This window comes from Seongchinamella unica, from assembly GCF_004354085.1.
GTDB lineage: Bacteria > Pseudomonadota > Gammaproteobacteria > Pseudomonadales > Halieaceae > Halioglobus > Halioglobus unicus.
On record NZ_SMSE01000004.1, the window covers coordinates 63,469 to 89,400 of the forward strand.

23 protein-coding genes are annotated in these 25,932 nt (G+C 58.9%); 5 read left to right on the forward strand and 18 right to left on the reverse strand.

Features of this window, described 5'->3' with window-relative positions; translation table 11 throughout:
* Positions 1–123 precede the first annotated feature (123 nt).
* The 3 genes from E2F43_RS15905 to E2F43_RS15915 form a co-directional block, all read right to left on the reverse strand.
* Positions 124–1,176: a sodium:calcium antiporter gene (locus E2F43_RS15905; protein ID WP_133214496.1), complete on the reverse strand. Its 1,053-nt coding sequence runs from the start codon at positions 1,174–1,176 to the stop codon at positions 124–126.
* Between the two features lie 56 nt (positions 1,177–1,232).
* Complete coding sequence (locus E2F43_RS15910) at positions 1,233–2,036, reverse strand: SDR family oxidoreductase (protein ID WP_133214498.1); 804 nt, start codon at positions 2,034–2,036, stop codon at positions 1,233–1,235.
* A gap of 72 nt (positions 2,037–2,108) precedes the next feature.
* Positions 2,109–2,333: a DUF599 family protein gene (locus E2F43_RS15915; protein ID WP_133214500.1), complete on the reverse strand. Its 225-nt coding sequence runs from the start codon at positions 2,331–2,333 to the stop codon at positions 2,109–2,111.
* A 169-nt stretch (positions 2,334–2,502) separates the two neighbouring features.
* Here E2F43_RS15915 and E2F43_RS15920 point away from each other — a divergent pair, with 169 nt between their 5' ends.
* On the forward strand, positions 2,503–4,206 hold the full coding sequence (locus E2F43_RS15920) for an alkyl sulfatase dimerization domain-containing protein (protein ID WP_133214502.1): 1,704 nt from the start codon (positions 2,503–2,505) through the stop codon (positions 4,204–4,206).
* 101 nt (positions 4,207–4,307) lie between these two features.
* Here E2F43_RS15920 and E2F43_RS15925 read toward each other — a convergent pair whose 3' ends face one another.
* The 14 genes from E2F43_RS15925 to E2F43_RS15990 all read right to left on the reverse strand — a co-directional run bounded on the left by E2F43_RS15925 (position 4,308) and on the right by E2F43_RS15990 (position 18,342).
* Positions 4,308–5,159, reverse strand: coding sequence for a TauD/TfdA dioxygenase family protein (locus E2F43_RS15925; protein WP_133214504.1), 852 nt, complete (start codon positions 5,157–5,159; stop codon positions 4,308–4,310).
* Positions 5,160–5,274: 115 nt separating this feature from the next.
* The gene (locus tag E2F43_RS15930) at positions 5,275–6,669 is read right to left on the reverse strand and encodes an NAD-dependent malic enzyme (RefSeq protein WP_133214506.1); all 1,395 of its coding nucleotides are present in this window, start codon (positions 6,667–6,669) and stop codon (positions 5,275–5,277) included.
* A gap of 258 nt (positions 6,670–6,927) precedes the next feature.
* Positions 6,928–7,737 carry a M90 family metallopeptidase gene (locus tag E2F43_RS15935; protein ID WP_133214508.1) on the reverse strand — a complete coding sequence of 270 codons (810 nt, stop codon included), beginning with the start codon at positions 7,735–7,737 and terminating at the stop codon, positions 6,928–6,930.
* A 456-nt stretch (positions 7,738–8,193) separates the two neighbouring features.
* Positions 8,194–10,137, reverse strand: a complete 1,944-nt coding sequence (locus E2F43_RS15940) for an LTA synthase family protein (RefSeq protein WP_133214510.1) — start codon at positions 10,135–10,137, stop codon at positions 8,194–8,196.
* A 69-nt stretch (positions 10,138–10,206) separates the two neighbouring features.
* Positions 10,207–10,920, reverse strand: coding sequence for a hypothetical protein (locus tag E2F43_RS15945; RefSeq protein WP_133214512.1), 714 nt, complete (start codon positions 10,918–10,920; stop codon positions 10,207–10,209).
* Positions 10,910–11,701 carry an FTR1 family protein gene (locus tag E2F43_RS15950; RefSeq protein ID WP_133214514.1) on the reverse strand — a complete coding sequence of 264 codons (792 nt, stop codon included), beginning with the start codon at positions 11,699–11,701 and terminating at the stop codon, positions 10,910–10,912. The genes E2F43_RS15945 and E2F43_RS15950 overlap by 11 nt, the downstream gene beginning before the upstream one ends.
* A gap of 9 nt (positions 11,702–11,710) precedes the next feature.
* Positions 11,711–12,037 carry a cupredoxin domain-containing protein gene (locus E2F43_RS15955; protein ID WP_133214516.1) on the reverse strand — a complete coding sequence of 109 codons (327 nt, stop codon included), beginning with the start codon at positions 12,035–12,037 and terminating at the stop codon, positions 11,711–11,713.
* Positions 12,034–13,347 carry an ATP-binding protein gene (locus tag E2F43_RS15960; RefSeq protein WP_133214518.1) on the reverse strand — a complete coding sequence of 438 codons (1,314 nt, stop codon included), beginning with the start codon at positions 13,345–13,347 and terminating at the stop codon, positions 12,034–12,036. Before E2F43_RS15960 ends, E2F43_RS15955 begins: the two co-directional genes overlap by 4 nt.
* Positions 13,344–14,006, reverse strand: coding sequence for a response regulator (locus tag E2F43_RS15965; RefSeq protein WP_133214520.1), 663 nt, complete (start codon positions 14,004–14,006; stop codon positions 13,344–13,346). Before E2F43_RS15965 ends, E2F43_RS15960 begins: the two co-directional genes overlap by 4 nt.
* 9 nt (positions 14,007–14,015) lie before the next feature.
* Positions 14,016–14,813: an SDR family oxidoreductase gene (locus E2F43_RS15970; RefSeq protein WP_133214522.1), complete on the reverse strand. Its 798-nt coding sequence runs from the start codon at positions 14,811–14,813 to the stop codon at positions 14,016–14,018.
* A 9-nt stretch (positions 14,814–14,822) separates the two neighbouring features.
* The gene (locus tag E2F43_RS15975) at positions 14,823–15,494 is read right to left on the reverse strand and encodes an iron-containing redox enzyme family protein (RefSeq protein WP_238946973.1); all 672 of its coding nucleotides are present in this window, start codon (positions 15,492–15,494) and stop codon (positions 14,823–14,825) included.
* Positions 15,491–16,978, reverse strand: a complete 1,488-nt coding sequence (locus E2F43_RS15980) for an AMP-binding protein (protein WP_238946974.1) — start codon at positions 16,976–16,978, stop codon at positions 15,491–15,493. The genes E2F43_RS15975 and E2F43_RS15980 overlap by 4 nt, the downstream gene beginning before the upstream one ends.
* Complete coding sequence (locus E2F43_RS15985; protein WP_133214528.1) at positions 16,975–17,682, reverse strand: thermostable hemolysin; 708 nt, start codon at positions 17,680–17,682, stop codon at positions 16,975–16,977. The genes E2F43_RS15980 and E2F43_RS15985 overlap by 4 nt, the downstream gene beginning before the upstream one ends.
* 3 nt (positions 17,683–17,685) lie before the next feature.
* A complete protein-coding gene (locus tag E2F43_RS15990) occupies positions 17,686–18,342 on the reverse strand; it encodes a tetratricopeptide repeat protein (protein WP_133214530.1) in 657 nt (218 codons plus the stop codon).
* A 457-nt stretch (positions 18,343–18,799) separates the two neighbouring features.
* Between E2F43_RS15990 and E2F43_RS15995 the strand changes: the two genes are divergently transcribed.
* The 3 genes from E2F43_RS15995 (at position 18,800) to E2F43_RS16005 (ending at position 22,803) form a co-directional block, all read left to right on the forward strand.
* Positions 18,800–20,161: a hypothetical protein gene (locus tag E2F43_RS15995; protein WP_133214532.1), complete on the forward strand. Its 1,362-nt coding sequence runs from the start codon at positions 18,800–18,802 to the stop codon at positions 20,159–20,161.
* A gap of 23 nt (positions 20,162–20,184) precedes the next feature.
* A complete protein-coding gene (locus E2F43_RS16000; protein ID WP_133214534.1) occupies positions 20,185–21,969 on the forward strand; it encodes a BCCT family transporter in 1,785 nt (594 codons plus the stop codon).
* 198 nt (positions 21,970–22,167) lie between these two features.
* Positions 22,168–22,803: a transposase gene (locus E2F43_RS16005; RefSeq protein WP_238946975.1), complete on the forward strand. Its 636-nt coding sequence runs from the start codon at positions 22,168–22,170 to the stop codon at positions 22,801–22,803.
* Between the two features lie 103 nt (positions 22,804–22,906).
* Here E2F43_RS16005 and E2F43_RS16010 read toward each other — a convergent pair whose 3' ends face one another.
* Positions 22,907–23,602 (reverse strand): PadR family transcriptional regulator, encoded by a 696-nt coding sequence (locus tag E2F43_RS16010; RefSeq protein WP_133214538.1) that lies wholly within the window; start codon positions 23,600–23,602, stop codon positions 22,907–22,909.
* Positions 23,603–23,691: 89 nt separating this feature from the next.
* Between E2F43_RS16010 and E2F43_RS16015 the strand changes: the two genes are divergently transcribed.
* On the forward strand, positions 23,692–25,923 hold the full coding sequence (locus tag E2F43_RS16015; RefSeq protein WP_133214540.1) for a TonB-dependent receptor: 2,232 nt from the start codon (positions 23,692–23,694) through the stop codon (positions 25,921–25,923).
* Positions 25,924–25,932 lie beyond the last annotated feature (9 nt).

Sequence of the window (25,932 nt, forward strand, 5' to 3'; positions counted from 1 at the left end):
CGCGCGCAAGGCCATACCCTGCTGGAACTGGCAATATCCTGGCTGCTGGCCAATCAACCGGGATGCAGTGTGAATGCTGGCGCCTCCCACCAGGCCCAGCTGAAGGCATGCGCCGCCGCTGGTTTAACCCGCCAGCGCCTGACTGCCAAGAAACAGCACGGTACCGATATAAACCAGCAGAATCAGCACGCTCTCCATTCCGATATTGCCGATTCCCCGCCGCTCCCGGTACATCAGTCCCATGAGCAATACGGTATTCATCAGCATTGCGCTGCCCAGCCAGACACGCTCCGTGGTATCGATGGCGAGGAAGATCGAACCTTCCCGGTAGAAAAAGTCGGAGACCGCTACAAACAGCGTATCGAAGGCGTTTCCACCGACGATATCGCCGACGGCGAGGGTTAATGCCCCCATGCGGATGGCAGTGACCGCCACCACCAGTTCCGGCAGCGAAGTGGTTACCGCGATGAATACGCCACCCATGATGCCGGCGGAAAGCCCGGTCCGCTCAACAAGCACAATCCCGCAACTGGCGATAACCCAGCCGGCAATACCCACGGCAGCCGCACACAAGGCGAAGCGCAGCACCAGCTGCGACAGATCCCGGTGCAGGCCGCGACTACCCTGCTCTTTGGGTTCCCGGACCGTGCCTGGCGTCATGCGCGGCAGCCACATGGGCCTTTCGTGGGTGTCTACCAGCAACTTGAGGGTATACAGGTAGGCGATCACCAGCACAAGGGAAGCCGGGTGGACGGAAAACAGGCTGACGTCAGGGAGATTGAAGGCAACGAGCAGAATGCAGAGCAGCAGCATCAACTGTACCGACATCATCATGTTTTCCACCGAAGCGGCGGCGAATTCGAGGTTGGCTTTCCGGTACAACAGGTCGGCGAGCACCAGGAACAGGGTCTGCGCGGCGATACCCCCGAGGGAGTTGCTGACCGCCAGGCCCGCCTGGCCCTGCCAGGCCGCCGTGGCTGAGGCGATAATACCCGACAGGGACGTGGTAGCGCCGATAAAGACCGCCCCCATGAAGGCCTCGCCGAGACCGGTTGCCACCGCCAACTCCCGGGCCAGGTAGGTCATGCGGATACCGAAGTAGCCAATGACGCAGCCGGCGACCAGGAACAGTGCGATGGCGAGACCGATAGAGCCCTCCGTCAGCAGTTGCGCCATAAGTTTCCGCTTCCCATGCGTTTTTCACCCCGGCCGGATACCGATAATATCATCGATCACCCCCGGGCCTGGTAGCCGCCACCAAGATCCATGCCACCGCCCAGGGGAATGACGCTCCCGGTCACAAAAGCGCCCGCCCGACTGCAGAGGTAAATAATCAGCCCGCCAATATCATCGGGCTCACCGATGCGCCCCAGCGGGGTGAGTGAACACATCATCTCCCTTCCTTCCTCGCTGCTCATATGGCGAGTCATCTTGCTGGGGAAGAAACCGGGGGCAATGGCATTGACGCTGATATTGTCTTTGGCCAGGTCCATGGCCAGCCCCCTGTTCAGGTGCGTTATCGCCGCTTTGCTGGCCATATAGGAGTAGGCGCTTTGGCTGTTGGAAATCAGCGCCGCGATAGAACTGATATTTACCACCCGGGCAGGATCACTCCCGCTGCCCGCCGCTCTGAGCAGGGGCAGTAATTTCTGTACCAGGAAGAAGGGACTCTTGACGTTCAGGTCCATGACCTTGTCCCAGCCGGACTCGGGAAAGTCATCCAGCGGTGCTCCCCAGGTTGCACCGGAGTTATTGACCAGGATATCCAGGCCCCCACCCGCCTGTTCGATATCCGCCACCAGCGCCGCTATGCCTTGCAGCCCCGAAAGGTCATGGGGAAACGCCCTGCACTCCCCCAGCGCCGACATTTCCTGCGCCGCTTTTTCACAGTCTTCCACGGAACGCGAAGAAATACAGACACGCGCACCGGCCTGCAGCAGGCTTTCCGACATCATCCGCCCGATGCCCTTGGCGCCGCCGGTGACCAGGGCAGTTTTGCCCGAGAGGCTGAACAGGGATTCCAGGTAAGTCGACATTTTTTGGTTCCTTGCATGGTTGATTGAATCGCCCGGAGAGCGCCCGCCAGATGAGGAGCGCAGTTCCAGGTATTAATTACAGTGGCGTATCAGGCCCCGAACGCACTTTCCCCTGGTTCGCCAGGTAAAGGCTTGTACCTGCCCAGGGGTCAGTTCCTCTGTCGGTTGCGGCGCGCTCCCCATGACCACGGCGGCAAAGTCGCACTGTCTCAAGCTCCACGTCACCTTGTAAAAGGCAGAGATCAGGATCAGCAGGGCCAGGGAGGCCCACTCCATGGGGTTCAGGGGCGAGGGCATGGATCACGGTCCTTTCATCGCTGATGACTGACTTTAGTGTATAACAACAATGTCGCCACTGCGTGGATGGCCTGCTCAGCGACACGGGGGCAGGTCGTATAAGCATGAAAATCACCTCTGGATATGGCTCAATGTCCGGGACAAACCCGGGAAAAGACCAGGAAAACCCATGCGCTACCCACTGTTACTGATCGTCGCACTATTGACTGCCTGTGGCGCGGAACAGGCCAGTCCACCGGCAACGCAGTTGGCGCCGGAAGCGCTCAGGGCGCACGGAGAACTCTTCCGTAAGGGCGTGGTAAAAGTGACCGATGGTGTTTATGTTGCCATCGGCTTTGGCCTCGCCAACGCCATTATGCTCGAAGGGGACGACGGCATAGTGATTGTCGACACCATGGAAACAACCGAGGAAGCGCGCTCGGTGTTGGCGGCATTCCGGCAACTCACCGACAAGCCGGTAAAGGCCATCGTCTACACCCACAACCATACCGACCATGTGTTCGGGGCAGCTACTTTTGCCGGTGGCCGTGATATACCGGTTTACGCTCATGAAACAACCAGCTACTACATCAATCGAGTGGTAAACCAGATTGGGCCAATCATTTCCCTGCGCTCCATGCGCATGTTCGGCAATCACCTCCCCCCGGGCGAGTTCATCAACGACGGTATTGGCCCGGGCCTGGGTCTCGGGCCGGACAGCGAGGTGTTTGCCCTGGCGCCAACACACACTTTTAAAGACCGCCTGTCGACCAACATTGCGGGCCTGCGGATCGAACTGGTACACGCCCCGGGTGAGACCTCGGACCAGCTGTTTGTGTGGCTGCCCGACCAGAAGGTCGTACTCTCCGGTGACAATATCTACCAGGCCTTCCCCAACCTCTATACCATCCGCGGCACCGCCTACCGTGACGTCAAGCAGTGGGCCAGAACACTGGACAGAATTAGCGCCCTGGGTGCCGAGTACCTGGTGCCTAGCCATGGCCGCCCGTTACAGGGTCGGGACAGCATCAGTGAGCTGCTGGCCGATTACAGCGATGCCATCAACTTCGTTCACGACCAGACCCTGCGCTATATGAACCAGGGACTCACACCCGACCAGATAGTGGAAAGAGTACAGCTACCCGATCACCTCGCCGCGCATCCGTGGCTGCAGGAATTCTACGGCAAGGTCAGCTGGTCGGTACGCTCGATATTCGACGGGTATCTCGGCTGGTTCAGTGGCAACCCCAGCGAGTTGCAGCCCTTGCCCCGGGGCAAACAGGCCGAGCGAATGGCGGCACTGGCCGGTGGCACCGGCGCCCTGCTGGAGCAGGCACAATCCGCGCTGGATTCGGGTGATGCCCAGTGGGCACTGACGCTGAGCGACCACCTGATGGCGTTGTCAGCGAACGATACTGCCGTTCGCGACCTGCGCGTCAGCGCCCTGCGCGAATTGGGGGAAAGCGAGGCGAATCCCAACGCGCGCAACTACTACTTCACGGTCGCCCGCGAAGTCGCGGATGGCTTGAATCCGGCATTCAGGCCCCAGATCAGCGAGGGCTTCCTCGCCACCCTGCCGATAGAAAACTTCCTCCACGCCATGCCCACCCTGCTGCAAGCTGAAGAAACGCTGCAGCAGGATGTGGCCCTGGGCTACAACTTCCGCGACAGCGGCAAGCAGTTCACCCTGCGGGTGCGGCGCGGCGTCGCCAGGGTCGACGCCGGCATCGACGAGGATGTGGTCGCCACCATCAACACCAGCGAGGCGACCTGGAAGGCCATCGCCGCCGGCATGCAGAATCCCGCCACTGCGTTGGCCGGTGACGCGATGGATATTGAAGGGAGCAAGCTTTCCGCCCTGCGCATTCTGGGCTACTTCGAGACGATCGAGTGATTAGGGAACGGTGTATACCGCGCGACCGTAACCTCGGTCGCTAAAAGCTACCGGACTTCCCCGGCAGCCGGTGGGCTGGTCCTGTCAGTAACGCGGAGTGTTCACCTGCCGTGGGTATCTGCAATAGTCATGCGGTGCAGGAGCCGGTCGTAGCCGTCATAGCCCCCGGTGGCAGAATGCAGCAATGAGCGGTTGTCCCACATCACGAGCATGTCTTGCTGCCACTTGTGGCGGTAAACAAACTCATCCCGTGATTGGTGTGCATACAGTTCAACCAGCAGTTCCCCGGCCTCCTCCCGATTCATGCCCACAAAACCCTGGATGTAGGCCAGGGAGGAAAACAGTGCCTTCTTTCCGGTCTCGCGGTGGGTGATGACCAGGGGATGCTGCCGCTTCTCACGGGCTTTCTCGCTGGGCAGAATCTTCATGCTGCGGGTTTTGTTCTCTTCGCTGAAGCCATAGACCCCGTCAGGGGCGTAGCCCAGTTCCGCCGAATGTATGGCGGTGAGTCCCTCGACCCTCTCCCGCAACTGCTCGGGCAATTGCTCATAGGCGGCGACCTGGTCGGCGAACAGGGTATCCCCGCCGACCGGGGGGATGGTAATCCCATACAGGACCGTGCCTGCAGGCGGCACATCCATAAAGCTCCAATCGGAATGAAAAATCTCGGCAAAGACCGGCGCGGTCTCGTCCGCCAGCCGCTGGATCGCACAGATGTGTTCATGCCCGTCGATGTGGCCAAAAAACGGATCTTCGCCCGGTTCGCCAAAGTAGCGGGAGAATCGTTCCAGATCGGTGTTACTCATCTTCTGGTCTGGAAAAACCAGAACCTTGTGCTCCAGCCAGTGGGCGCGCAGTTCAGCAACAAGGTCAGCAGTCAGTGACCGGGCAATGTCGATGCCGGTCACAACCGCGCCACAGGGTGAATCCGTCGGGGTGACTTTCAGTGTCATTATTCTCTCCCTCGAATCTGCAACAGTTGGGCTTGAAATTTGGGGTCAGAGTAAAAACTCGTCCTGCGGCAAGGGGCGATTAGCAGAGGAGTTTTTACTCTGACCCCAAATTTTTCTAGAGGGCGTCGTAAAACGCCTTTTTCACGGCTTCCGCTACGTTGGGGGCAACGCTTTTGTCGAATACACTGGGAATGATGTAATCAGCCGATACCTGATCCTCGGGGATGGTTTCGGCGATCGCCCGGGCAGCAGCCATCTTCATTTCCTCGGTGATATCGGTGGCGCGGGCATCCAGTGCGCCACGGAACAGGCCGGGGAAACACAGTACATTGTTAAGCTGGTTGGGGTAATCACTTCTGCCAGTGGCCATGACCGCCACGTGGGGCCAGGCCAGTTCCGGCAGGATCTCGGGGACCGGGTTGCTCATGGCAAATACAATCGCATTGTCCGCCATGGTCTGCACCTGTTCGACCGAGAGGATACCGGGACCGGACAGTCCCACAAACAGGTCGGCACCGGCGATGGCCTCGTCCATACCCCCGGAAATATTGTCCGGGTTGGTTATCTCGCAATAGGCCTGCTTGGCCGAGTTCAGGTCGCTACGACCACTGTGGATTATCCCGGCCCGGTCCAGGCCGATAATGTTTTTAATCCCCAGGTCCAGCATCATCCGGGAGCAGGCGGTGCCGGCAGCGCCAACACCCGCCACCACGGCCTTAATGTCCTCCGGCGCCTTGTTGACCACTTTCAGGGCGTTGATCAGCCCGGCGATCATCACCACCGCAGTACCATGCTGGTCGTCATGGAACACGGGGATATCCAATTCCTTGATCAGTCGCTGTTCAATCTCAAAACAGCGGGGAGCGGAAATGTCTTCAAGATTAATGCCGCCAAAGCCGGGAGCGATGGCCTTCACGGTGCGGATGATTTCTTCCGGATCGGTGGTGTCCAGGCAGATCGGAAAGCCGTCCACCTCGCCAAACTCCTTGAACAGCATGGCTTTGCCTTCCATGACCGGCATGGCCGCTTCCGGCCCGATGTCGCCCAGCCCCAGAACGGCTGTGCCGTCGCTGACGATGGCAACTGTGTTTTTCTTGATGGTCAGGTTGTGGGCCTTGGAGGGGTCTTCATGGATAGCCTGGCAGACCCGCGCCACACCCGGCGTATAGGCCATGGAAAGATCATCCCGGGATTTGAGCGGGGCTTTGCTGGTCACCTCAATCTTGCCGCCCAGGTGCATGACGAAAACCCGGTCGGACACGTGCATCACTTCGATACCGTCGAGGTTCTCCAGGCTGGCTGCAATCTGTTCCACATGCTCAGCGCCCGTAGTCTCCACGGTGACGTCACGGACGATACGGTCCTGTTCGTAGTGAACAATGTCGATCGCGCCGATATTGCCACCGGCCTTGCCGATCTCGGCGACAACCCGCGCCAGAATACCCGGCAGGTTCTGGATACGCAGCCTGAGGATGATCGAATTGCTGGCACTGGTACTGACTTCACTCATGATGGACTTCCCGTTGTTTCTGGTACTCTGCAAATATCGGCCGCCGGCCGGCCTGGTTCCCGGGTAAAAATCGGTCGTTCCGGGATCAAGCGGCTGGCATTGTAAACATGTTCGATGATTGTGGATAGACTGGAGCCAGATCCGGGCGTTGGCAGCTACGCAGATTTGGGGTCAGAGTAAAAACCTCGCGCCCCCTGATAGCCGAGCCAGGTCCCAACTGGAGTTTTTACTCTGACCCCAAATTTGCCGATCAGGTCATCAAATCCATTCCCTGGGGTCCAACTGGTAGTATTGCTGCAGCTCGGCGTACAATTCTGGTCGTTTTTTGTGCAGCTGGCGGGGTTTTTCGAAAAATGTCTCCGTCGCCACGGCAAAGAATTCAGCGGGGTTGGTGGCACCGTACTCGTCCATAACGGTGTCCAGACCCCGCAGGCTGCGGAGTTCCAGGTCCTCATAATTCTCGCTGAAGATCCTCGCCCAGGCGCGATAACTGTTGCGGCGCAGTGGCGGAGCGCCATTGGTCGAGCCGGACTCGGCGTCAAGCTGGTGGGCAAATTCATGCAGGACCACGTTGTGCCCATCCGAGAAGTCTGCCACCCCCCGGGTGACGTCGTCCCAGGAGAGAATCACCCGACCATCGTTCCATGACTCCCCGAGGAGGTTGTGCCCGCCCTCTGCCACGGTGCCATCCGCCTGACGCTGCTCCCGATCGACCCGAAAAGCGGTGGGATAAACCAGTATCGACCTGAGCCTCGGGTACAGCGCTCCGCCCTGGTTGAGCACCAGCAGGCACGCTTCAGCGGCGATCATCACCCGCATTTCGTCGGTCACGACCAGGCCGCCGCAGCCGTAGTATTTTTTGCGATCGATAAAAAACTTCACCATGTCCTGCAGCCGGGACTGCTGCTCTAGCGTTAGCGAGGAATACACAGGGAGCCCCGACTCCAGCACCGACAGCCAGGGCGCGGGGAACGGGCGCATATGCACATGCCAGTCGTGCCAACGCCTGAAGCCCAGGTAGGCGAGAAATGCGGCAATGGCGGCAGCAATGGGAACGAGAGCGATCATCTGTCGATTCTATACCTTACTGGTGGAACATAGCAGCAGCCTCGCAGCGAAGGCAGACTAACACGATGGAATGACCCGGGCACCGCCCTCACTAGGCAGCAGCGGTCTTCCCCGCTACATGGCGGCCACGACACGGCTGACGCATTCCTCACGTGCTGCCACCAGGGCGGCGATGTCGGCGTTTGCCGAGAGTTGGAAGTTTGTACTGCCCAACCGGTGTTCAAGCAATCATACGCAGCGGACCTTCAACCCGATCAATGCCCATAACCAGCGACAGCCCACCTGACCCAGATCCCCGAACAGTCGCAGGTCGACGAAAACCCAGGCCGCTGGCGAGACATCTTCTCTATTTGGGGTCAGAGTAAAAACTCTCCCGCTGCCGCCGCAGTCACGTGGCTGCCCGCTGGCCAGGAGTTTTTACTCTGACCCCAAATATGCCAAATATACGGGGCTTGGCTAGCCGGAAGGTAATCGGTACAGGGATTGCTGGTAGGCTTCGACGCTCCAGATTGATTGTGCCAGTACCCGGTCGATCAGGGCCTCATCGATAAATTCCGGGTCTACATAGCCATCAGCTTTGCGGTAACCGAACATCTGCGCTGCCTGTTCCGGAGCGAGAATGACGATTCTCTCGCCCTCCATGTAGGCCTGCACACCGCCGTACTGCATGATCGCCCTGCCGGGGATCTGGTCGATATCCGGACGCAACAGGTCCTGGCCAATGGCAGGGTGAGGCGAAGCAATGCCGGCGATATGCAACAGGGTCGGCAGGAGGTCGATCTGGCTGGCCTGCCGGCTGATTATCCGCGGCTCGATTGCGCCACCCAGAATCAGGGCGGGAATATGGAAAGACTCAACGGGCACCCGGTCGGCGCCACGCACCCTTGAGTTGTGGTCGGCAACCACAAGAAAAATGGTGTCCTCCCAGTAGTTGGACGCTTTCGCCTGATCGAAATACCGGCCCAGGGCAAAATCGGCGTATTTGACGGCGTTATTCACCGACGCTTTCGGTTGTTCGTGCAATTCAATCCTGTCGTCCGGGAATTCAAAGGGGGAATGGTTGGACGAGGTAAATACCAGGCTGAAGAAAGGTTGGCCCTGCCGAGCCATGGCTGCAAATTCAGCATGGGCTCTTTTGAACAGGTCCTCGTCACTGACTCCCCAGGAGGCGACGAACTCAGGTGACGGGTAATCTTTCTGCTCCACCACCCGGTCGAAGCCGTTACCCATAAAAAACTGGCGCATATTGTCGAAGTGCGCCTCGCCCCCGTAGATAAAGCTCGTGTCATAGTCGTACTTATGCAGCAACTGGGCAAGGGTAAAAAAGCCGGTCTGGGATTTGGGCAGTTTGACAACGCTCCTGGCAGGGGTGGGCGTAAACCCGGTGATCACTGCTTCAATGCCTCGCACCGAGCGGGTACCGGTCGCATACAGTTGTTCAAACCAGATGCCCTCTGTCGTCAGGGCGTCGAGTCGGGGAGTTACCCCGATTCCACCGAGGGAGCCGACATACTCCGCCCCCAGGCTCTCCTCGAGAATGATAACGATATTGGGGTGATGTGGCCTCGGCTGGACCCAGTCCGAGACATGCAGTGTCGGCAATTCGGCGGAAATGAACGCCTGCTGGTCAAGATGCATTGACTGCCGCACTTCCCTTACCACGGAGTCCCAGGGTTTTCTGCCATACGCCTTAACGCCACGCTCATGGCGTTGGTTGCTATAGACGGCATAGGCAAGGCTATAGCTGGAATTCAGCGCCAGGTCATTGACCAGCATATCATTGGAGAAAGCGACGACGCTGGGATTGGCCGGCCGATGCCCGAAACTCGACCTGATCCCGACCACGCCGGCCAACAGGATCACCAGGGACAATGCCAGTTTCACCGGGATGCCGCGGTTAACCGCAACGGAATCTGTCGCCAGCATCAAGCGGCGGAAAACCACGGTGGCCAGTCCCACGACCATCAGGCCCACCGCAACCTGGATACGATACCCGACCCAGAGCATGCTGAACACTTCCTTTGGATAGCGCAGGTATTCAATAAACAGCCTATTGGGGCGCGCGTCATACTCGGCAATGAAGGTAGGCGAAGCCGCCTCCATAAACAGCACCAGGGCGAAGCACACCAGGAAATATACATTGACAACCCGCATCGCCCGGGCACTGCCGGACATCCACGGTACCAGTGCCGCGGGGACCACGGTGAGTGCGCTGGCCAGGATTATGTCGAAGCGCAGGCCCTGTAGAAAAACGGACCACGGCATGCCGGTGGATGACAAGCGGTCCCAGTACAGGCCGGAAAGCACAAGCCGGCTGCATGTAGCGACCGCCAGCACAGCGAGAAAGAAAATCACGCAGGATTTGAATGCGCCGTAGAATGATTTTGATTGAACAGACAACAGGTGACCTCGATAAAGCCCGATCCGGACTTGAACTCTAACCCGGTAACCTTAGGGAAAACTTAAGCGCTAGAATTCATATTCCAGGACGGCCCGGAGGGTATAGTCTGCAGTATCACTGTCCAGCCCGAAAATGGCCCCGGCTTCCCAGCGCAGTGCCTTCATCGGACCCAGTCTCTCCATTCCGAGCAGGACTGGCCCGACGCCCAGGGTGTCCTCGCCGGTGTAGAGTTCCACTGCCGGCTCCAGCCTCGGGGAATACCGGTAGCGGGTCTGCAAGGCCAGCGAGGTTTCCACTTCGTCCTGAATGCCCTCACCCCACTCGTACTCTACGCCCAGATTGGCGGTACCACTGAAACGCCCAAACTCACGCTCCAACAGGAGCGTGGTGGAGAATTCCCACACATCCTCGTTGTGGGTTTTTTCGAGTTCAAGCAGCAGGCCATAGTCCAGCGAGTACTCGCCCTGTTCGGACAACTGCCACAGAAAATCGAATTCATAGGCCGCAAGATCAAAATTTTCGCCCGCGCTATCCTCGGCGATAAGGTAGCCTTCAATGAATACAAACTCCGACACCGCACGACCCAGGCCAAAGCGGTGCTTTTGCTCACCCTTGGTGCCCGTGAGGGGATTTTCGTCGGCGTGGGTCAGCCGCCACTCCAACTCCCACTCCAGTTGCTCCACATAGGGGTGATAAACCTTGTCGATGGATGAGCCATCACCGCGGGCGGCAGCCGGAAGCAAACAGAGGATAAACAGGAATCGGCCGTATTCAATGTGCATCGCGCACTCCCGCAAAATGGTGCGGCAGGACCCAGGCCAATGCCACCAGGACGACACTGATGGCATAGAGCAGTACCTGGACGAGTCCGGGCGATGCCTCGTAGCCAAACACGGCGTAGAGCAACTGTCCGGATATGGACTGCTCACTGATCAGGGCAGAGCTATCCCACAATTCCCGTCCCGGCTGGAGCCAGTCTACCTGTTCGAGCAGCATGGTAGACTGCATCACCATACCCGCCCCAATCAGCGCCATGAGGAAAACACAAAGCCTGGCGGAAAGCTCGGCGGAAACGGCCCGCAAGGCGGCGAACATCAATACCCCTAGGCTGATGCCGATACCCCCACCGATCGCACTGCCGGCGAATACTGCCGCACCGTTTTCCCCGGAGGCGGCGAATGCGGTGATATAAATCAGGATCTCCGAGCCCTCCCTGATCATGGCGCAGATCACCGTGATCGCCATCAACAGTGGCAACGGACGCAAGCTACCCACGTGCCCGGATCGCTGTAGCTCGGTGATAAAGACCACGCCGACTATGCCTGCAAAGACGGCTATCTGCAGCCCGGCGCTGACGACTTCCTGGCCGGCGCCGTCAAATGCATCAGTGATCGCATCGAGGTTGGATGAGAATAACAGGATGAAGATCGCGGTAACCGGCAGGGATGCCAGAAGCCACCGGGTCGACAGGCGCAGATTGCGCGACACAGCCAACAGCACGCTGACCACGATGGCGGCTTCCAGCACCTCCCGCAGGACCAGGATCACGGAATTAATCAGCACGCTCGGTTCTCACTCTGCCACCACCCTGCCCTGGGCGGTTTTGGGATTGAATTCACCAAAAAACGGATAAACCCCGGGCTTCAGGGGGCCGATGAAAATATTGGCCTTACGGCCACCCATAATCACCTTTTCGCGATTGAGCTCGTAGCTCTCGAACTCCTCGGGCGTTGCGTCCCGGTTGTAGACAATCAGCTTGACCTTGGTATTGGCCGGTATCCGAACTTCCTCCGGGTGAAAAAGGTGGTTACGGATTTCCAGTTCGACTACCGGTGTTTTCGCGGCCGCCAGGGTCGATACCAGGAACAAACCCAGCAGGGCGTACTGTTTACCCTTCATCCGCGGTTATCCGCCAGGGGCAGGTCTATGCGCACGGCCAGCCCTCCGAGATCACTCTCCCCCAGTTCGATGCGTGCCTTGTGCACCTCTACTATGTGCCTGACGATCGCCAGACCGAGGCCGGCTCCCACAACGCCATTGCCCTCCTCGCTCACCGAGCGGTAAAAACGCTCAAAGACCCGCTCCCGGGCGCCAGTGGGTATTCCGGGACCCGAGTCCTCAACCAGCAAGCGCACAGCGTTGGGGCGCCGTTCTACTACCACCCTAACCTCACCGCCAGCGGGCGTATATTTTCTGGCGTTGTCGAGGAGATTGCCGAGCAGGGTTTCCAGCAATGCCGGGTCTCCCCTGAGTATGGCCTCGTCGCCCTCCAGTGACAGGCCCAGGTTTTTCTCTGCAAACTGCGGCCAGGCTTCGGCGGTAATGCGCTGGGCAAGTGAGTGCAGGTCCACATCCTGGAAATTGGCAACAATCAACTCCGGGTTGGTACGGCTGAGGTCAAGTACCTGCTCGACCAGATGGTGCATCCGCTCGACGCCGGCGTTGGCGTGGATCAACGCCGGCTCGTCGGCGGGCAATTCCTCGGCGAGGTTATGCAGGTGGACTTTCAGCACGCTCAGAGGGGTTCGCAGTTCATGCGCGGCATGGGCGGCGAAGTGTTTTTCCCGTTCGAAGGCGGCAGACAAGCGCGCCAGCAGGGAATTGGTCGAGTCGATCAGTCGCAGCAGTTCTACCGGGGGGTTGTCCAGAGTCACCGGAGCCAGATCATCACTACGCCGGGTGTTAATCTGCCTGCTGAGCTCGTGCAAGGGCCGCAACCCCCAACCGACCAGCAACCACACCAGCACCGCCGATACGGGCAACCACAGCAGCAGGGGGACAACCGACTCCAGAACCACCTTTTCGGCGACGGTGTGCCGCAGATCGGCACGCTCCGCCACCATGTAAGCGGTGCCATCGCCCGCCAGGCGGGTATAGCTCAGCCAGCGATAGCCGGAAAAATTGCCGTAGCGATAGCCTTCACTGAAGTCACCGATGGGCGCCACCGGCGCACCGGGTGATGCCGACAAGAGATCACCATCGCGCCAGACCTGGAAAACCAGAATATCGGAAGACGAGTTGGGGGACGGCTCCGCCGCTTCGCCAGACCAACTCAGCATGAGCAGGTCACTGGCCTCGGCCAGCTGGGTGTCCAGCATCTTTTCAGCCTCGGCCATACTGGAGAGGTAACCATTAAGTGCTGCCAGGAACGAAACCAGGGAGAAGGCGGCCATCAACATGATGACCAGATAGGTGCGAATTGAGTTCATGCCGATGGCACAGTGTAGCCAATACCCCTCACGGTTTTGATCATTTTATCCGGCAGTTTTTTACGCAGGTGGTGGATATGGACCTCCAGCGCGTTACTGGCAACCTCCTCCCCCCAACTGTAAAGACGCGTCTCGAGGGCCTCGCGGGTCAGCACTTTTCCGGAACTTTCCATCAGCGTCTTGAGCAGCATATATTCGCGTCGCGGTATCTCCACGACCTGGCCGGTCACCTTGACCGAATGTGCGGCAGTATCGAGTTCAACATCACCGATGCGAATAACACTGGTGGCAGAAGCGGTGGACAGCCTGCGCTCGAAAACCCGCAAGCGGGCGGCAAGCTCCTGCATGTCAAAAGGTTTTGCCAGGTAGTCATCGGCGCCGCTGTCGAGGCCGGCGATACGGTCGTCCAGCTGGTCGCGCGCCGTCAACACCAGTACCGGCGTGCGCAGGCCGTCTTCCCGCAAGCGGGAAAGCACATCCAGACCGTCCATATCGGGCAGCCCCAGATCGAGCACAACCATGTCCGGCGGCTCCGCCCGTAGCGCGGCCAATGCCATCTTTCCGCTGGCGACATGGTCGACCGTGAACCCCTCCTTGCCAAGCCCTTTTACCAGGCCGACCGCGAGCGAGTCGTCATCTTCTACCAGCAGTATACGCATGGGCCAATTCTAGCCTGCCCGGCCAGCGGCGGCCATTGCCCGACGCTTGATAATTGGCAAATTCCTGCCGAGCGCCGAGTCCACTATTCCCGGGAACAGACTGTTAAGCCTGGCGAAAAAACGCTCCGGTGCACCGATCTGGCGGACGGGCTTGCCGGATGCCAATAAGGCCATCAGCTCGCTGGCAACCAGCTCCGGTGAGTCCGTGGTGTTACCGAGTTCCTTGTTCATCGCAACCACTTCAGGAGGGTTCATGTCCGTCGCCACGGCCCTCGGGGCCAGATACTGGACGCGAATGCCGCTGTCCGCCAGCTCTCGCCTGAGAGCTTCGGTAAAACCCCGCAGGGCAAATTTGCTGGCGCTGTAACCGCAATAACCGGCAAAACCGATACTGCCGAACCCGGAGCCCACATTCACTACGCAACCCTTGCTGGCTCGCAGTTGCGGCAACAGTGCCTGGGTCAACAGTATCGGCGCCATCAGGTTGACATCGATCATTTGCCGTAATTGCTGCTCGCTTTGCTGTTCCAGCAGGCCAAAATGATTGACTCCGGCATTGTTCACCAGCAGGTCAGGCCCCGTGCCGCAGGCGGCAACCACACTGTCACGCCCAGCGTCGGTGACCAGATCCGCGACGACAGTACGATGTCCGGTGCCCGGTAGCGACGCACACAACGCTTCCAGTCGCGAACTGTTGCGACCCACCAGTACAAGTCGGGCTCCCGCGCTGGCGAGACTGAAGGCCATTGCCCCGCCAATACCACCGCCGGCACCGGTGACAACAGCCCATTTACCGTCAAGATTCATGGTGCACTCCTAAGCCGCCAGTGGTCTGGCGTCGCGGGGATCAACACCGCTGTAAACATCGCCATAGAGACGGTAGAACATTTTTGCGCAGTGAATAATATCTTCCTGGTCGGCGGGATCATCGATCCGGTTCATCAGGTTTTCAAAGAACTGTACGTGTTGAACATCCAGGGCGCCGTGTGAGGTCAGGTAACTGAATGCGTCGCTGCCGAGGCCTGTGGATCTGGCAATACATTTCGCCGCCTCGTCAGCCATGGCAACGCTGGTTCCTTCCAGTACGTGGACCATGCCAAAAAATCCCACCGGGTTTACCCGATCAATCACGTGGTAGGCGTAGGCCACCATCAGCTCGGTCTCGGGATTCGGCCTGCTGCGGCGGACTTCTTCTGCGTCATAGCCACAGGCACGAATGTCATTCAGTACCCACTCCTGGTGACCCAGCTCTTCTTCTATGTATTCCGCCAGCGCGTTACGCAACCACTCCCTGTTGCCCGAGATACGGGAACCGGCGGCCATCAGCAGCGGCGTGGTGTGTTTTACATGGTGGTAGGCCTGGCTCAGAAAAGCCACGTACAGGTCACGATCGACATCGCCGCCCAGTGCTTTGGCAATCAGCGGATTCTGCAACAGCTGCTCACGCTCTGAACAGGTACTGTCCTGCAGGGTAGAAAAAAAACTCATGATGGAATGCTCTCCTGATGTTCTGAATAAAGGCGGGCGATGAGGTCGCCGCAGGCGGTAGCGATGGCCGCACGACGCGGCCTGCCGTTTTCGGTGAGCAGGCCATTGGCCACTGACAGCGGTTCCGGAAGACGTTGCCAGCGGCTTACCCGGGCGTAATCGGGAAGCCTCCGGTTAACTTCATCTATCACCGCCTGAAGGGTCGCCTCACCACAATCCGGGGAAGTCCAGAGCAAGGCACTGCAATAGGACATGCCGTCTCCGACCACCACCGCCTGATGTATCGGGCCGGCGGCCTCGAGCTCGCTCTCGACCCACTCCGGGCTGATATTGCGGCCAAAACTGCTCACCAGTACGTTTTTGCTACGGCCGTCGACCGTGAGGAAGCCTTCGTCATCGAGGCTGCCCAGGTCGCCTGTTCTGACCTGTTTCGCGCCCCAGGAATCGGGCTGATTGAGGTAGCCCAGAAAGGTATTTCCTGACACCAGCAATTCGCCGTTATCGACTTCCACCTCGACGTGAGGCAGGACCCGGCCACTGCTGGCCGGTCGCTCTGCTTGCGGGGTATTGAGACTGACCACCGAAGCACATTCGGACAGGCCATAGCCTTCGTAGACCGGCAGGCCCGCTGCGCGAGACCGGGCTACCACCGCTGGCGCTACCCGACCGCCACCGACGGCAACGAATTTCAGCGAATCCGGCGCCCGCCAGCCCCTGGCTACCGCCTCATCAATGATCGACAACAGCTGTGGCACCAAAATCATGGTCTCGGGTTGCAGACGCTCGATGGCCTGCAGGAATTTCTCCGGCTGTATGCCAGAACTGCCCGCCATCCCGATGTTGGCGGCGGAATACACCATTGAACAGCCGCCCCACAGCAGCGGCAGGTAGACACCGGCGATATTCTCAAGCAGGGTACTCAGCGGCAGCGCGCAGAGGTGTCGCGGTGACTGGATATCGATCGCCTGTCCCAGGGAGGTTGCAACCCGCAGGCACTGGCTTGTGGACAGGCATACCCCCTTGGGTGTTCCCGTGGAGCCCGAGGTAAAGGTCAGCTTGGTCGTCTGTGCGGGCATGGCCGCTTCGCGGCCGACCTCCAGTGAGCGTAAGCAAAGCCCCTGTGCGTTTCCGGTTGCCCCCTTTGCGATCCCGGGCAAGCCTGCAACCCGTCGCCCAGATGCGGAGTCGTATAGCAGCGTGTCCACCATCGCCGCATCCAGCACATACTGAATCTGTCCATCACTGAAAAACGTTGGCAGTGGCACCAGGCGCAGGCGCAGGAACTGGCAAGCCAGGTCAGCCACCACCCACTCCACGGAATTTTCACAGAGCAGGCCGACGGTCCCCGCGCCCCGGGCCTGTAACAGTGCAGCCAGGAACGCTATCCGCTCCACCAGCTCCGCCGCACTGGTTGACCCGTGCTCGCTTTCCAGCACGATCTGGTCACCCGGGCGGTGCCGGAGGTGTTCCAGCAACTCGCTCAAAACCGCTGGCACCTGATAGCGTCTGCCAGGGTCGCAATCATGGGCTGTTCACGACACCAGAGTTCCCCGATCACCGGGTGGCTCATACCGTATTCAACGCCGCGACGAACGTCGGCCAGCATCACTTTGGGGCAGCCTCGATAATAGGAGCCCCACTGGCTGGCTCTGTCGCCCAGACGCTGCGGGTCGGCGTCAGCCAGTTCCCGGGTGGGGAAACCGCAACGACGAATGGAGCGCCTGACGCTACGATTGGCGGCGAACACCAGATGGGTAATTCCCGCCTGTTCCAGTGCCGCCACCACCATCAGGTAGAGTGCGACAGACTGACCGGGCATTGAGCCCGCAAGATTGCCGAGCTCCATCAGTTGCCCGCGGTTAACCGTGGCGCCAAATTCCTGCTGCACATGACGTTCCAGCGGCGCGTCCAGGTACTGCTCGCAGAACAGCGGTTCTCGACGTGCACTGCGCAGACCCAGTGCCGCCTGGATACCGCCAGCCTGCTGCAGCGAAAACAGCAGCGGCAGATATTCCAGGACGGTCGCGCCATAGGCGGCGTAAAAGACACCCGCTACATACTGCTCCAGCTTCTCCCGACCGGGATCATCAGCCAACAGGCTGTTAACGGTGAAAGGTGGTGTCCCGTCTGGCGCCGCACCCGGCGCGAGTGGCTGCTGGAAGGGGGTTGAGCTGACCGTAATGTCCATTCTCTACTTACCCCCGGTGGTTTGGTCAAGCTTCGCCATCAGAGCCTGGATCTCCGCCTTACGGCCCTGGTCAGCCAGTGGTCGGTCGGGCCGCGGCGGGGCCGATAACGCTTTATCAAGATGCTTCCTGGCCTCGGCATACTGGTCTTTTTCGAGCAGAAAGTCGGCGTAGAAGAAATTGCTGGGCATGCCGTCGGGATTGGCCTCCAGTCCCTGCAGCAGCAGCTTCTCCGCCTTGTCGTCATCGCCGAACCCGATGGGCCATCCCGGCACCCTGGCGTACAGCGTACCGAGGCTGGTCTGGGCAGAACCCGAGAGGACAGTTGGATTCAGCGCTATGGCCTTCTCCAGGTCTGCCCTGGCAGCCTTGGCATACTTCATCGCCGACAGGGCGCTGGCCATGCCGGCATAGCTGGAATTGGCGATCCCGCACCAGGTCAGCAACTCGGGATCATCACCGTGTGCGGAGGTCAGCATTTCGCATTCCTTCACCAGGCCCAACATGGCCTCCTGCTTTGCATCGCCGCCGGTGCCAAAGTTGATCTGGTCCCAGGAGGCCTGCACACTGGCTGCCTCAGGGCTGATGTCCGCCCGCGCAGCTGTGCCGCAAAGCGCCACAACCCCGGCCATTAGCGCGCTCCTGATCGTACCTGCTCTCATGTCCTGCTCTCCTGTACAACTCCCGGCAGACGGGCAATATTCCGATGATGCAGCCCACGATACAGACCGTTTCTTAACAAAAACTTATGTAAAACCACCCAGTTGGCATATTTGGGGTCATATTTGGGGTCAGAGTAAAAACTCCCCCGCTGCCGCCGCAGTCACGTGGCTGCCCGCTGGCGGGGAGTTTTTACTCTGACCCCAAATATGCTCGTTCCGGGGATTTGCGGTGGCCGGGGTCAGTTGCACAGTGCGTGTGAGATTGTTACGGTGGTTGGACCCTGTGCCTACAAAGGTTATGGTTTGCGTTTACGCACCGCCCCGGGGCGGGATATAAAAAAAACATTAATCCCTCACGCTACCCGCTGTCGGTCGGTAGCACACGCTGTCTGCCAATCGATCAGCCGCCGGCACTTCCGCTACAGACTCCCTTCATCCGACCACAGGAGCTAATTCGATGGCATACCTGGCTGTTCCTGTATCGCTTTTGCTAATGACATTACTGGCGACACCTGCCAGCGCCGGGAATCACGACGTGGCGCAACTGGAAGCACGGGTTGCCCGGCTGACGGCCGAGCTGAAGGAAGCCAATGCGGCGCTGGACGAAGCACGGACGAGCGAAAAAAATGCCCGGCAACGCCTGGAAACCCTGGAGCAGCAGCAAAGCGATATCACTATTGGTCCCCTGACCATCGGTGGTGCGGTGCGGGTGAACTATGTAATCGGTGATTACACCAGGCTGGGCGATGCGCCCCAGCGCGGCGGCAATGGCGGCGACATGGAACTCGACACCTTCCGAATCAACCTGGCTCTGCGCCACGAACAACTGATCGGCAAGCTGGAGTATCGCTGGTACAACGGCTACAACTTCCTCCACACCGGCTGGTTAGGCTACGAGTTTGCTAACGGCAGCCAGGTTCAGGCCGGGCTCACCCGAGTCCCCTTTGGTCCCGGACCCTACGGTGTTTCCCAGAGCTGGTTCTTTGACCAGCACTACTATGTGGGACTGGCAGATGACATGGACGTGGGGGTCAAATACCTGCTGCAGCAGGACAATTGGGACCTGGCCCTGGCGTTCTTCACCGGCAGCGAGCGCAACTGGAATGGTGCGAGCAAGGACAGCGCACGCTACGGGTATGACATTGTGCAGTGGGAATCTGCAATCGAAGAGGATGGCGCTGTGGTCAGTGCGCCGGCCAACGGCTACGAGGAAAGCAGGCAGCTGAACGCCCGGGCAATTTACCACTTCGGCTTCGAATCTGTTCCCACAGACCTGGGGGTGTCATTACAGGCTGGCAAACTGAACGGCAAACGCACGGATGATGGCCACCATTTCGCCGCCAGCGTCCATATGAAGAACACCATGGGCAATTTTGTCCTCGCCTCCCAGTTGACTCGATACGAGATCGATATCGATGCCGATAACGCCCTGGGCACGGATGAACTGGTGCCCATGGGCGCCTATGACTTCGCCTGGCCAGTAGCAACCGAAGCGTGGTTGCCTGCCGTCTCCCTGAGCTACCGTTATGCTACTGCGGAGATTCCCTGGCTGGACTACATACTTCCTTACGCCGAGTACAGCGGGATTCTCAAGGACTCCGACGAAGCCAACGACAGCGAAATGATCACAGTCGGGGCGGCCTGGGCCAGCGGCGGCTGGTACATCTATACCGATTACGTCTGGTCCAACGGCAACCTGTTCATCGGCAACGAAGGTGACGACTACTCAAATATTTATAACGGTGTCGGCGACTTCGGCGCCAATGGCAACGACGCCTGGAATTACCGGCTGAATATCAACTTCGGCTATTACTTCTAGGGCAAACTGGGGGCAACTTTCACATGACTGAAACGCACTATACCAATGAGCAAGACGCGCGCGAGCGCCAGACCCTCGCGCGCAAACTCAAGCGTGTAGAGGAAGCCGCGCGCACACGTGCCATACGTGAAAGGGAAGAATTTGTCGGCCTGCAAATCCGACCCACAGCGTCGGTCGAGGATGACGCTGAAGGCAGGACCCCGGGGGAAGATAACTGGACGGGGCTGGGGTTTGACGTGCAGCCCCAGGTTACCCTCGTTTCCTCCGCCATCCTGGTGATTTTCATCCTCCTCACCCTGATGTTCAAGGAGAATGCCAGCCAGTTTTTCCAGGCCCTGCTCGCATTTATCACCAACAGCAGTGGTTGGTTCCTGGTCCTGGCCAGTAATGTTTTCGTTATCGCTGCGGCGTACTTTGCCTTTGGCAAATTTGGCGACATCACCATCGGTGGTGATGACGCTAAACCGGAATTCAGCACCTTATCCTGGTACGCCATGCTACTCAGTGCGGGCATGGGTATTGGACTTATGTTCTGGAGTGTCGGCGAACCCATATTTCATTATGCGTCGCCCTCGCCGATGTTCGGCAATATCGAGGGCGGCACGCCAGAAGCTGCCCAGGCATCCATGGGGGTAACCTACTTTCACTGGGGTGTGCACCCCTGGTCTATATACGCGATGGTAGGACTGGGGCTGGCATTTTTTGCCTACAACCGCGGCCTTCCACTGACCATTCGCTCCATGTTCTATCCCTTGCTGGGCGACCGGATCTACGGCTTCTGGGGAAACCTGATCGACATCATGTCGGTGCTGGCAACCCTGGTGGGTCTGGCGACCTCTTTGGGACTGGGTGTGAAACAGATCAACGCCGGCCTGAATTACCTGTTCGATATCCAGGTCTCCGTCGCGACTGAAGTCACCCTGATTGCAATCATTACCGGGATCGCGACCCTGTCGGTAATGGCCGGTCTGGACAAGGGCGTCAAGTTTTTAAGCCAGGCGAATATGGTACTTGCCGGCATATTTATGCTGTTTTTGCTGATCGCCGGACCTACGGTTTTCCTGCTTAACGGCATGGTCCAGAACCTGGGCTATTACCTGACCATCTTCCCTGAGTTGAGCCTGTGGACCGAGACCTTCAGGGAAACCAACTGGCAGGGTAGCTGGACGATCTTTTACTGGGCCTGGTGGATTTCCTGGTCACCTTTTGTGGGCATGTTCATTGCGAGAATTTCCAAGGGTCGGACGGTCCGGGAATTTATTGTGGGGGTGATCGTCATCCCCACCCTGCTGAGCTTTGTCTGGATGTCGATATTCGGCGGTTCCGCCCTGTATCTGCAAAGCGCCGGTGTGGCTGACATCGTGGCAGCGGTCAATGACGACGTTGCCACGGCCATGTTTGTCATGCTGCATCAATTCCCCTTTGAAGCCGTGCTGTCCCTCGTTGCCGTCGTGCTTGTCACGGTCTTTTTCGTAACCTCTTCTGACTCCGGTTCCCTGGTAGTGGATCATCTCACCTCCGGGGGCAAGCTGGATTCTCCGACCACCCAACGGGTGTTCTGGGCCGTGATGGAGGGAGCCATTGCAGCGGTACTGCTGATCGGCGGTGGCCTGGCCACCCTGCAGACAGCGTCGATAACCACCGGGCTACCCTTTGCCCTCATCCTGCTGGTCGGCATCTACTCGCTCTACGTTGGCATGGCGGAAGAAATTTATGTCGAGAAAGCCGTGGAAAAAGCCGTGAGGGCTGCGGAGGAAGAGCACCTGCTGCACGAGGCAGTCACCAGCGCCGTCGAAAACGGCAGCTAACACGGCTGATCGGAGCAGATTTGGGGTCAGAGTAAAAACTCAGATTTGGGGTCAGAGTAATAACTCACCAAATCTGCCCTTGGTCCGCAAAAACACCGCAGCTGAAGCTATACTTTCAGCCACCAACCCAGACACGGTTCAAGGATGAACAAGGTGGCCAGGCTAAGGCGATACTGCCCGGGTGGCGTCCCCCAGCACGTGATCCAACGAGGCAACAACCGCACCGCCTGCTTTGCAGCGCGGGACGATTTGACAACCTACGCCCACTACCTTGATGAAGCTGCCCTGGCACACGGGGTTGCAATTCACGGCTGGGTGTTCATGACCAACCACGTCCACCTGTTGGTAACACCGCAGGCCGACGACTCCCTGTCAAAAACGATTCAGTCCTTGGGGCGTCGCTATGTGCGATATTTCAACTATAAGTACCGGCGGACAGGCAGCCTCTTCGAAGGTCGCTTCAAGTCGTGCATCATTGAGGAAAGTCGCTACCTGATGGCTTGCCTACGCTACATCGAGCTAAACCCAGTACGAGCGGGCATGGTGAATGATCCCGCAGACTATGCCTGGTCCAGTTACCAGGCCCACGCACTTGGCAAGCATCCAACGCTGTGGCAGCCGCATCCACGCTATCTGGGACTGGGGTCTTCCAACAGCGAACGCCAGCAAAGGTACCGAGCGCTTGTCACCAGCGGGTTGAGCGATGACCTGGTCGCAGACCTTCGACAGTCGATCAACCAGGGGCTGGCGCTTGGGTCGGAAAAGTTCAGGCGCGAAATAGAAACACTGGGAGGGAGGCGGCAGCATTTCCTGAAACGCGGCCCCAGGTGCTGACCGGAAACCGGCTTTGGTAAATTTGGGGTTAAATTTGGGGTCAGAGTAAAAACTCTCCCGCCGGCCGCTCTATCCAAGTGCCGGTTAACCGCACTGGAAGTTTTTACACTGACCCCAAATCTTCCAAATCTTCTTCTGACCCCAAATCTTCGGCCAGGGCGGTGCGGAGTTTCTCCAGGGATTGTCGATAGGCGGCCCGGCCGAGATGCGCTTTCTGTTCCGTGCTGCAGTCCTCGGGCACGGTGGCGATGGACGCCATGGCGTAGCGCCCCCAACGATAGCGAGCGATAAGAATATCGGCCATCAGGCCGCTGGCAATACCGTTCCAGGGCATGCCCGATAACGCCCCCGCTTCCGGGCTGGCCAGCACAGCTTCAATGCCCGCGATGGCCATTTCAATCTCGGTCTTGCTGGTGACCAGGGCACGTTCTGCCGTGGCGGCAGCATCTGCCAGTTCCCCGCCCTCAGCGAGGATGATCTTGAGCATGAACTCCGCCTGGTTGCGGTGTTCTGCATCATCTACGCGGGCCAGCCAGGCTGCCAGCGCCCTGCGGCCACTGGCGGTAATGGTAAAGACCCTTCGCTGGCGACCCTTCGACGTCTCCCTGCGCTCACTGACGTAGTTGTGGGCGAGCAGTTTCTTCGGCTCAGAATAGATATGGCTTGCGGCCCTGGGCCAGAATACCCGCAACATGCTAGTCTGCATGATGTTATTCAACTCATAGGCAGACGCCGGCTGCCTGGCCAGCAAGCCCAGCAGAGCATAAGAAGTTGGACTGAGCCTGGGTAGCGACGTCATGTCGTTGACTATACTCCTTTCTGGAGTACTATGCCGAAGTCTCACAACTAATACTCCTATTAGGCGTATATAATTACCAGGAACCGGATATGCACTATTCACGAACCGCACTTGCCCTGACACTGGCCGGCCTGACTGCCACCGCGAACGCCCAACTGGAAGAAGTCGTGGTAACGGCCCAGAAGGTTGAATCCTCGCTACAGGATACGCCCATCGCGATTACCGCCTTTACCAGCGACACGCTGGAAGCACTTGGGGCGGTCAATGCCACGGACATCGGCGACTTCTCGCCCAACGTGAGCATCGTCAAAACCTTTGGCAGCGCCGGCAATATCCGGACCAATATTCGCGGTGTCAGCACGGGAGACCCATCGCTTGCGGTCGATCCCAAGGTGGGCCTGTACGTCGATGGCGCCTATATCGCCCGCAATGCCGGTGCAGTATTCGATATCGTCGACCTCGAGCGCATTGAAATCCTGCGCGGTCCGCAGGGCACCCTCTGGGGTAAAAACACCACCGGTGGCGCTATCAATATCATTACCAAAAAGCCCACAGGCGAATTTGGCTTCAAGCAGGCTTTAACCTTTGGCAATTTCGGCGAGTTCCGCTCCCTTACCTCCGTCGATACGAATGAATACGCGGGCTTGAGCGCCAAGCTGTCCTACTACCTGAACGACAACGATGGCTGGGCGAAGAACAGCAACCCTGAGGGCGAATCCGACCTCGGCAGCATCGACACAGACGCTTTCCGCATTGCCCTGCGCTGGGATATCAACGAGCAGTTTTCTGTCGACTACGCCTACGATTACAATGAATTTGACGCCGTGCCCATCCCGCTGCAGATCACCCACCTGGGCCCCGGTGCGACTGACCCCGGAATCCTCGGCGCGTTCAATTTGCCCGACAGCACGTTCTACCCCGGCTATAACCCACTGAACGAGATGCTCTCTGTTCTCGAACCGGACGACAGGGTGGAAAGGTTCAACCTTGACGGCAACACGGTGGAGCACACTGAAATCAGCGGGCACAACCTGACCCTGGTCTGGGAAGGTGATGCGATAACGATCAAATCGATCACAGCCTACCGCGACTACGAGTCCGAATTGCCGGGTAACGACCTTGACGGCGGTTCCTGGACCTTTAACGGCGAATCCATTCCGATGTTCCATGCCGAGAACGAAAAGGAGCAGGACCAGTTCTCCCAGGAGTTCCAATTTATCGGCAGCGCCCTGGATGCGCGCCTGGACTATGTGGCGGGCCTGTTCTACTTCGAGGAAGAAGGCCAGGAGCTCAATCCATGGGATGCCATGTTCTACCTCAACGACCCGAGCCGGCCAGTGTTGCTGCGGGGACTTGGGGCCGCCGCCGGTTCCTGGTACGCGATAGACAACGAGTCCATCGCCGCCTACGGCCAACTGAAGTACTACTTCAACGACAGTTGGGATATCACCCTGGGCCTGCGCTACACCGAGGACGAAAAGAAAATCACCCTGCTGGATGAGGACCCACGCATCGATGGTCCCCACACAGCCTCAGACGACTGGAACAAATTCACCACCGACCTGGTGGTTGGCTGGCAGTACAGCGATGACATCCGTTTCTACGGCAAGCGCGCCGAAGGCTATAATGCCGGTGTGTTCAGCCTGGGCGCCCTCAATCACCTGGACTACACCGACTTTGAAGTATTTGATACGCCGGCCGATCCGGAGGAAATCACCTCCTGGGAAGTCGGCATGAAGTCCGAGTGGCTGGATCGCAGCCTGCGCCTGAACGTGGCAGCCTACTTCAATGACAATGAGAACCTGCAAGTCACAGAGGTGGTCAACGGTGTGCGCACCGTCCGCAACTCCGGCGAGAACGAAAGCTACGGCCTTGAAGTTGACTTCGTCAGCCTGATCGGTGCCGGCTTTACCCTCGAGGGCGCCTATGGTTATCGCAAAACCGACTTCGACGAGGGCGATGACTTCGGCCGTTCCGACGGCAAACACAGCGGCCGACTGAGCGTGGCCTGGGGCACCGACACCGGCCTTGGCTACGTCGATGCCCGCATCGACACCACCTACACCGACGCCCAGAACTTCTCCTCCAGCCCCTATGGCAATTCCGAAGACCGGACCCTGATCGGTGCCCGGGTAGGACTGTCGGAGATCCAGCTGGGCGACTACGGCCAATTACGCGCAGCCATCTGGGGTCGCAACCTGACCGACGAGGAGTACAAGGAATACGGCCAGGACCTGGGTTCCAACCAGGGACTTGGTTATGCCGGCAACTCCTTCGGTACCCCGCGCACCTACGGGATCGACATTACCTACGAGTACTGAGCAGAGGCT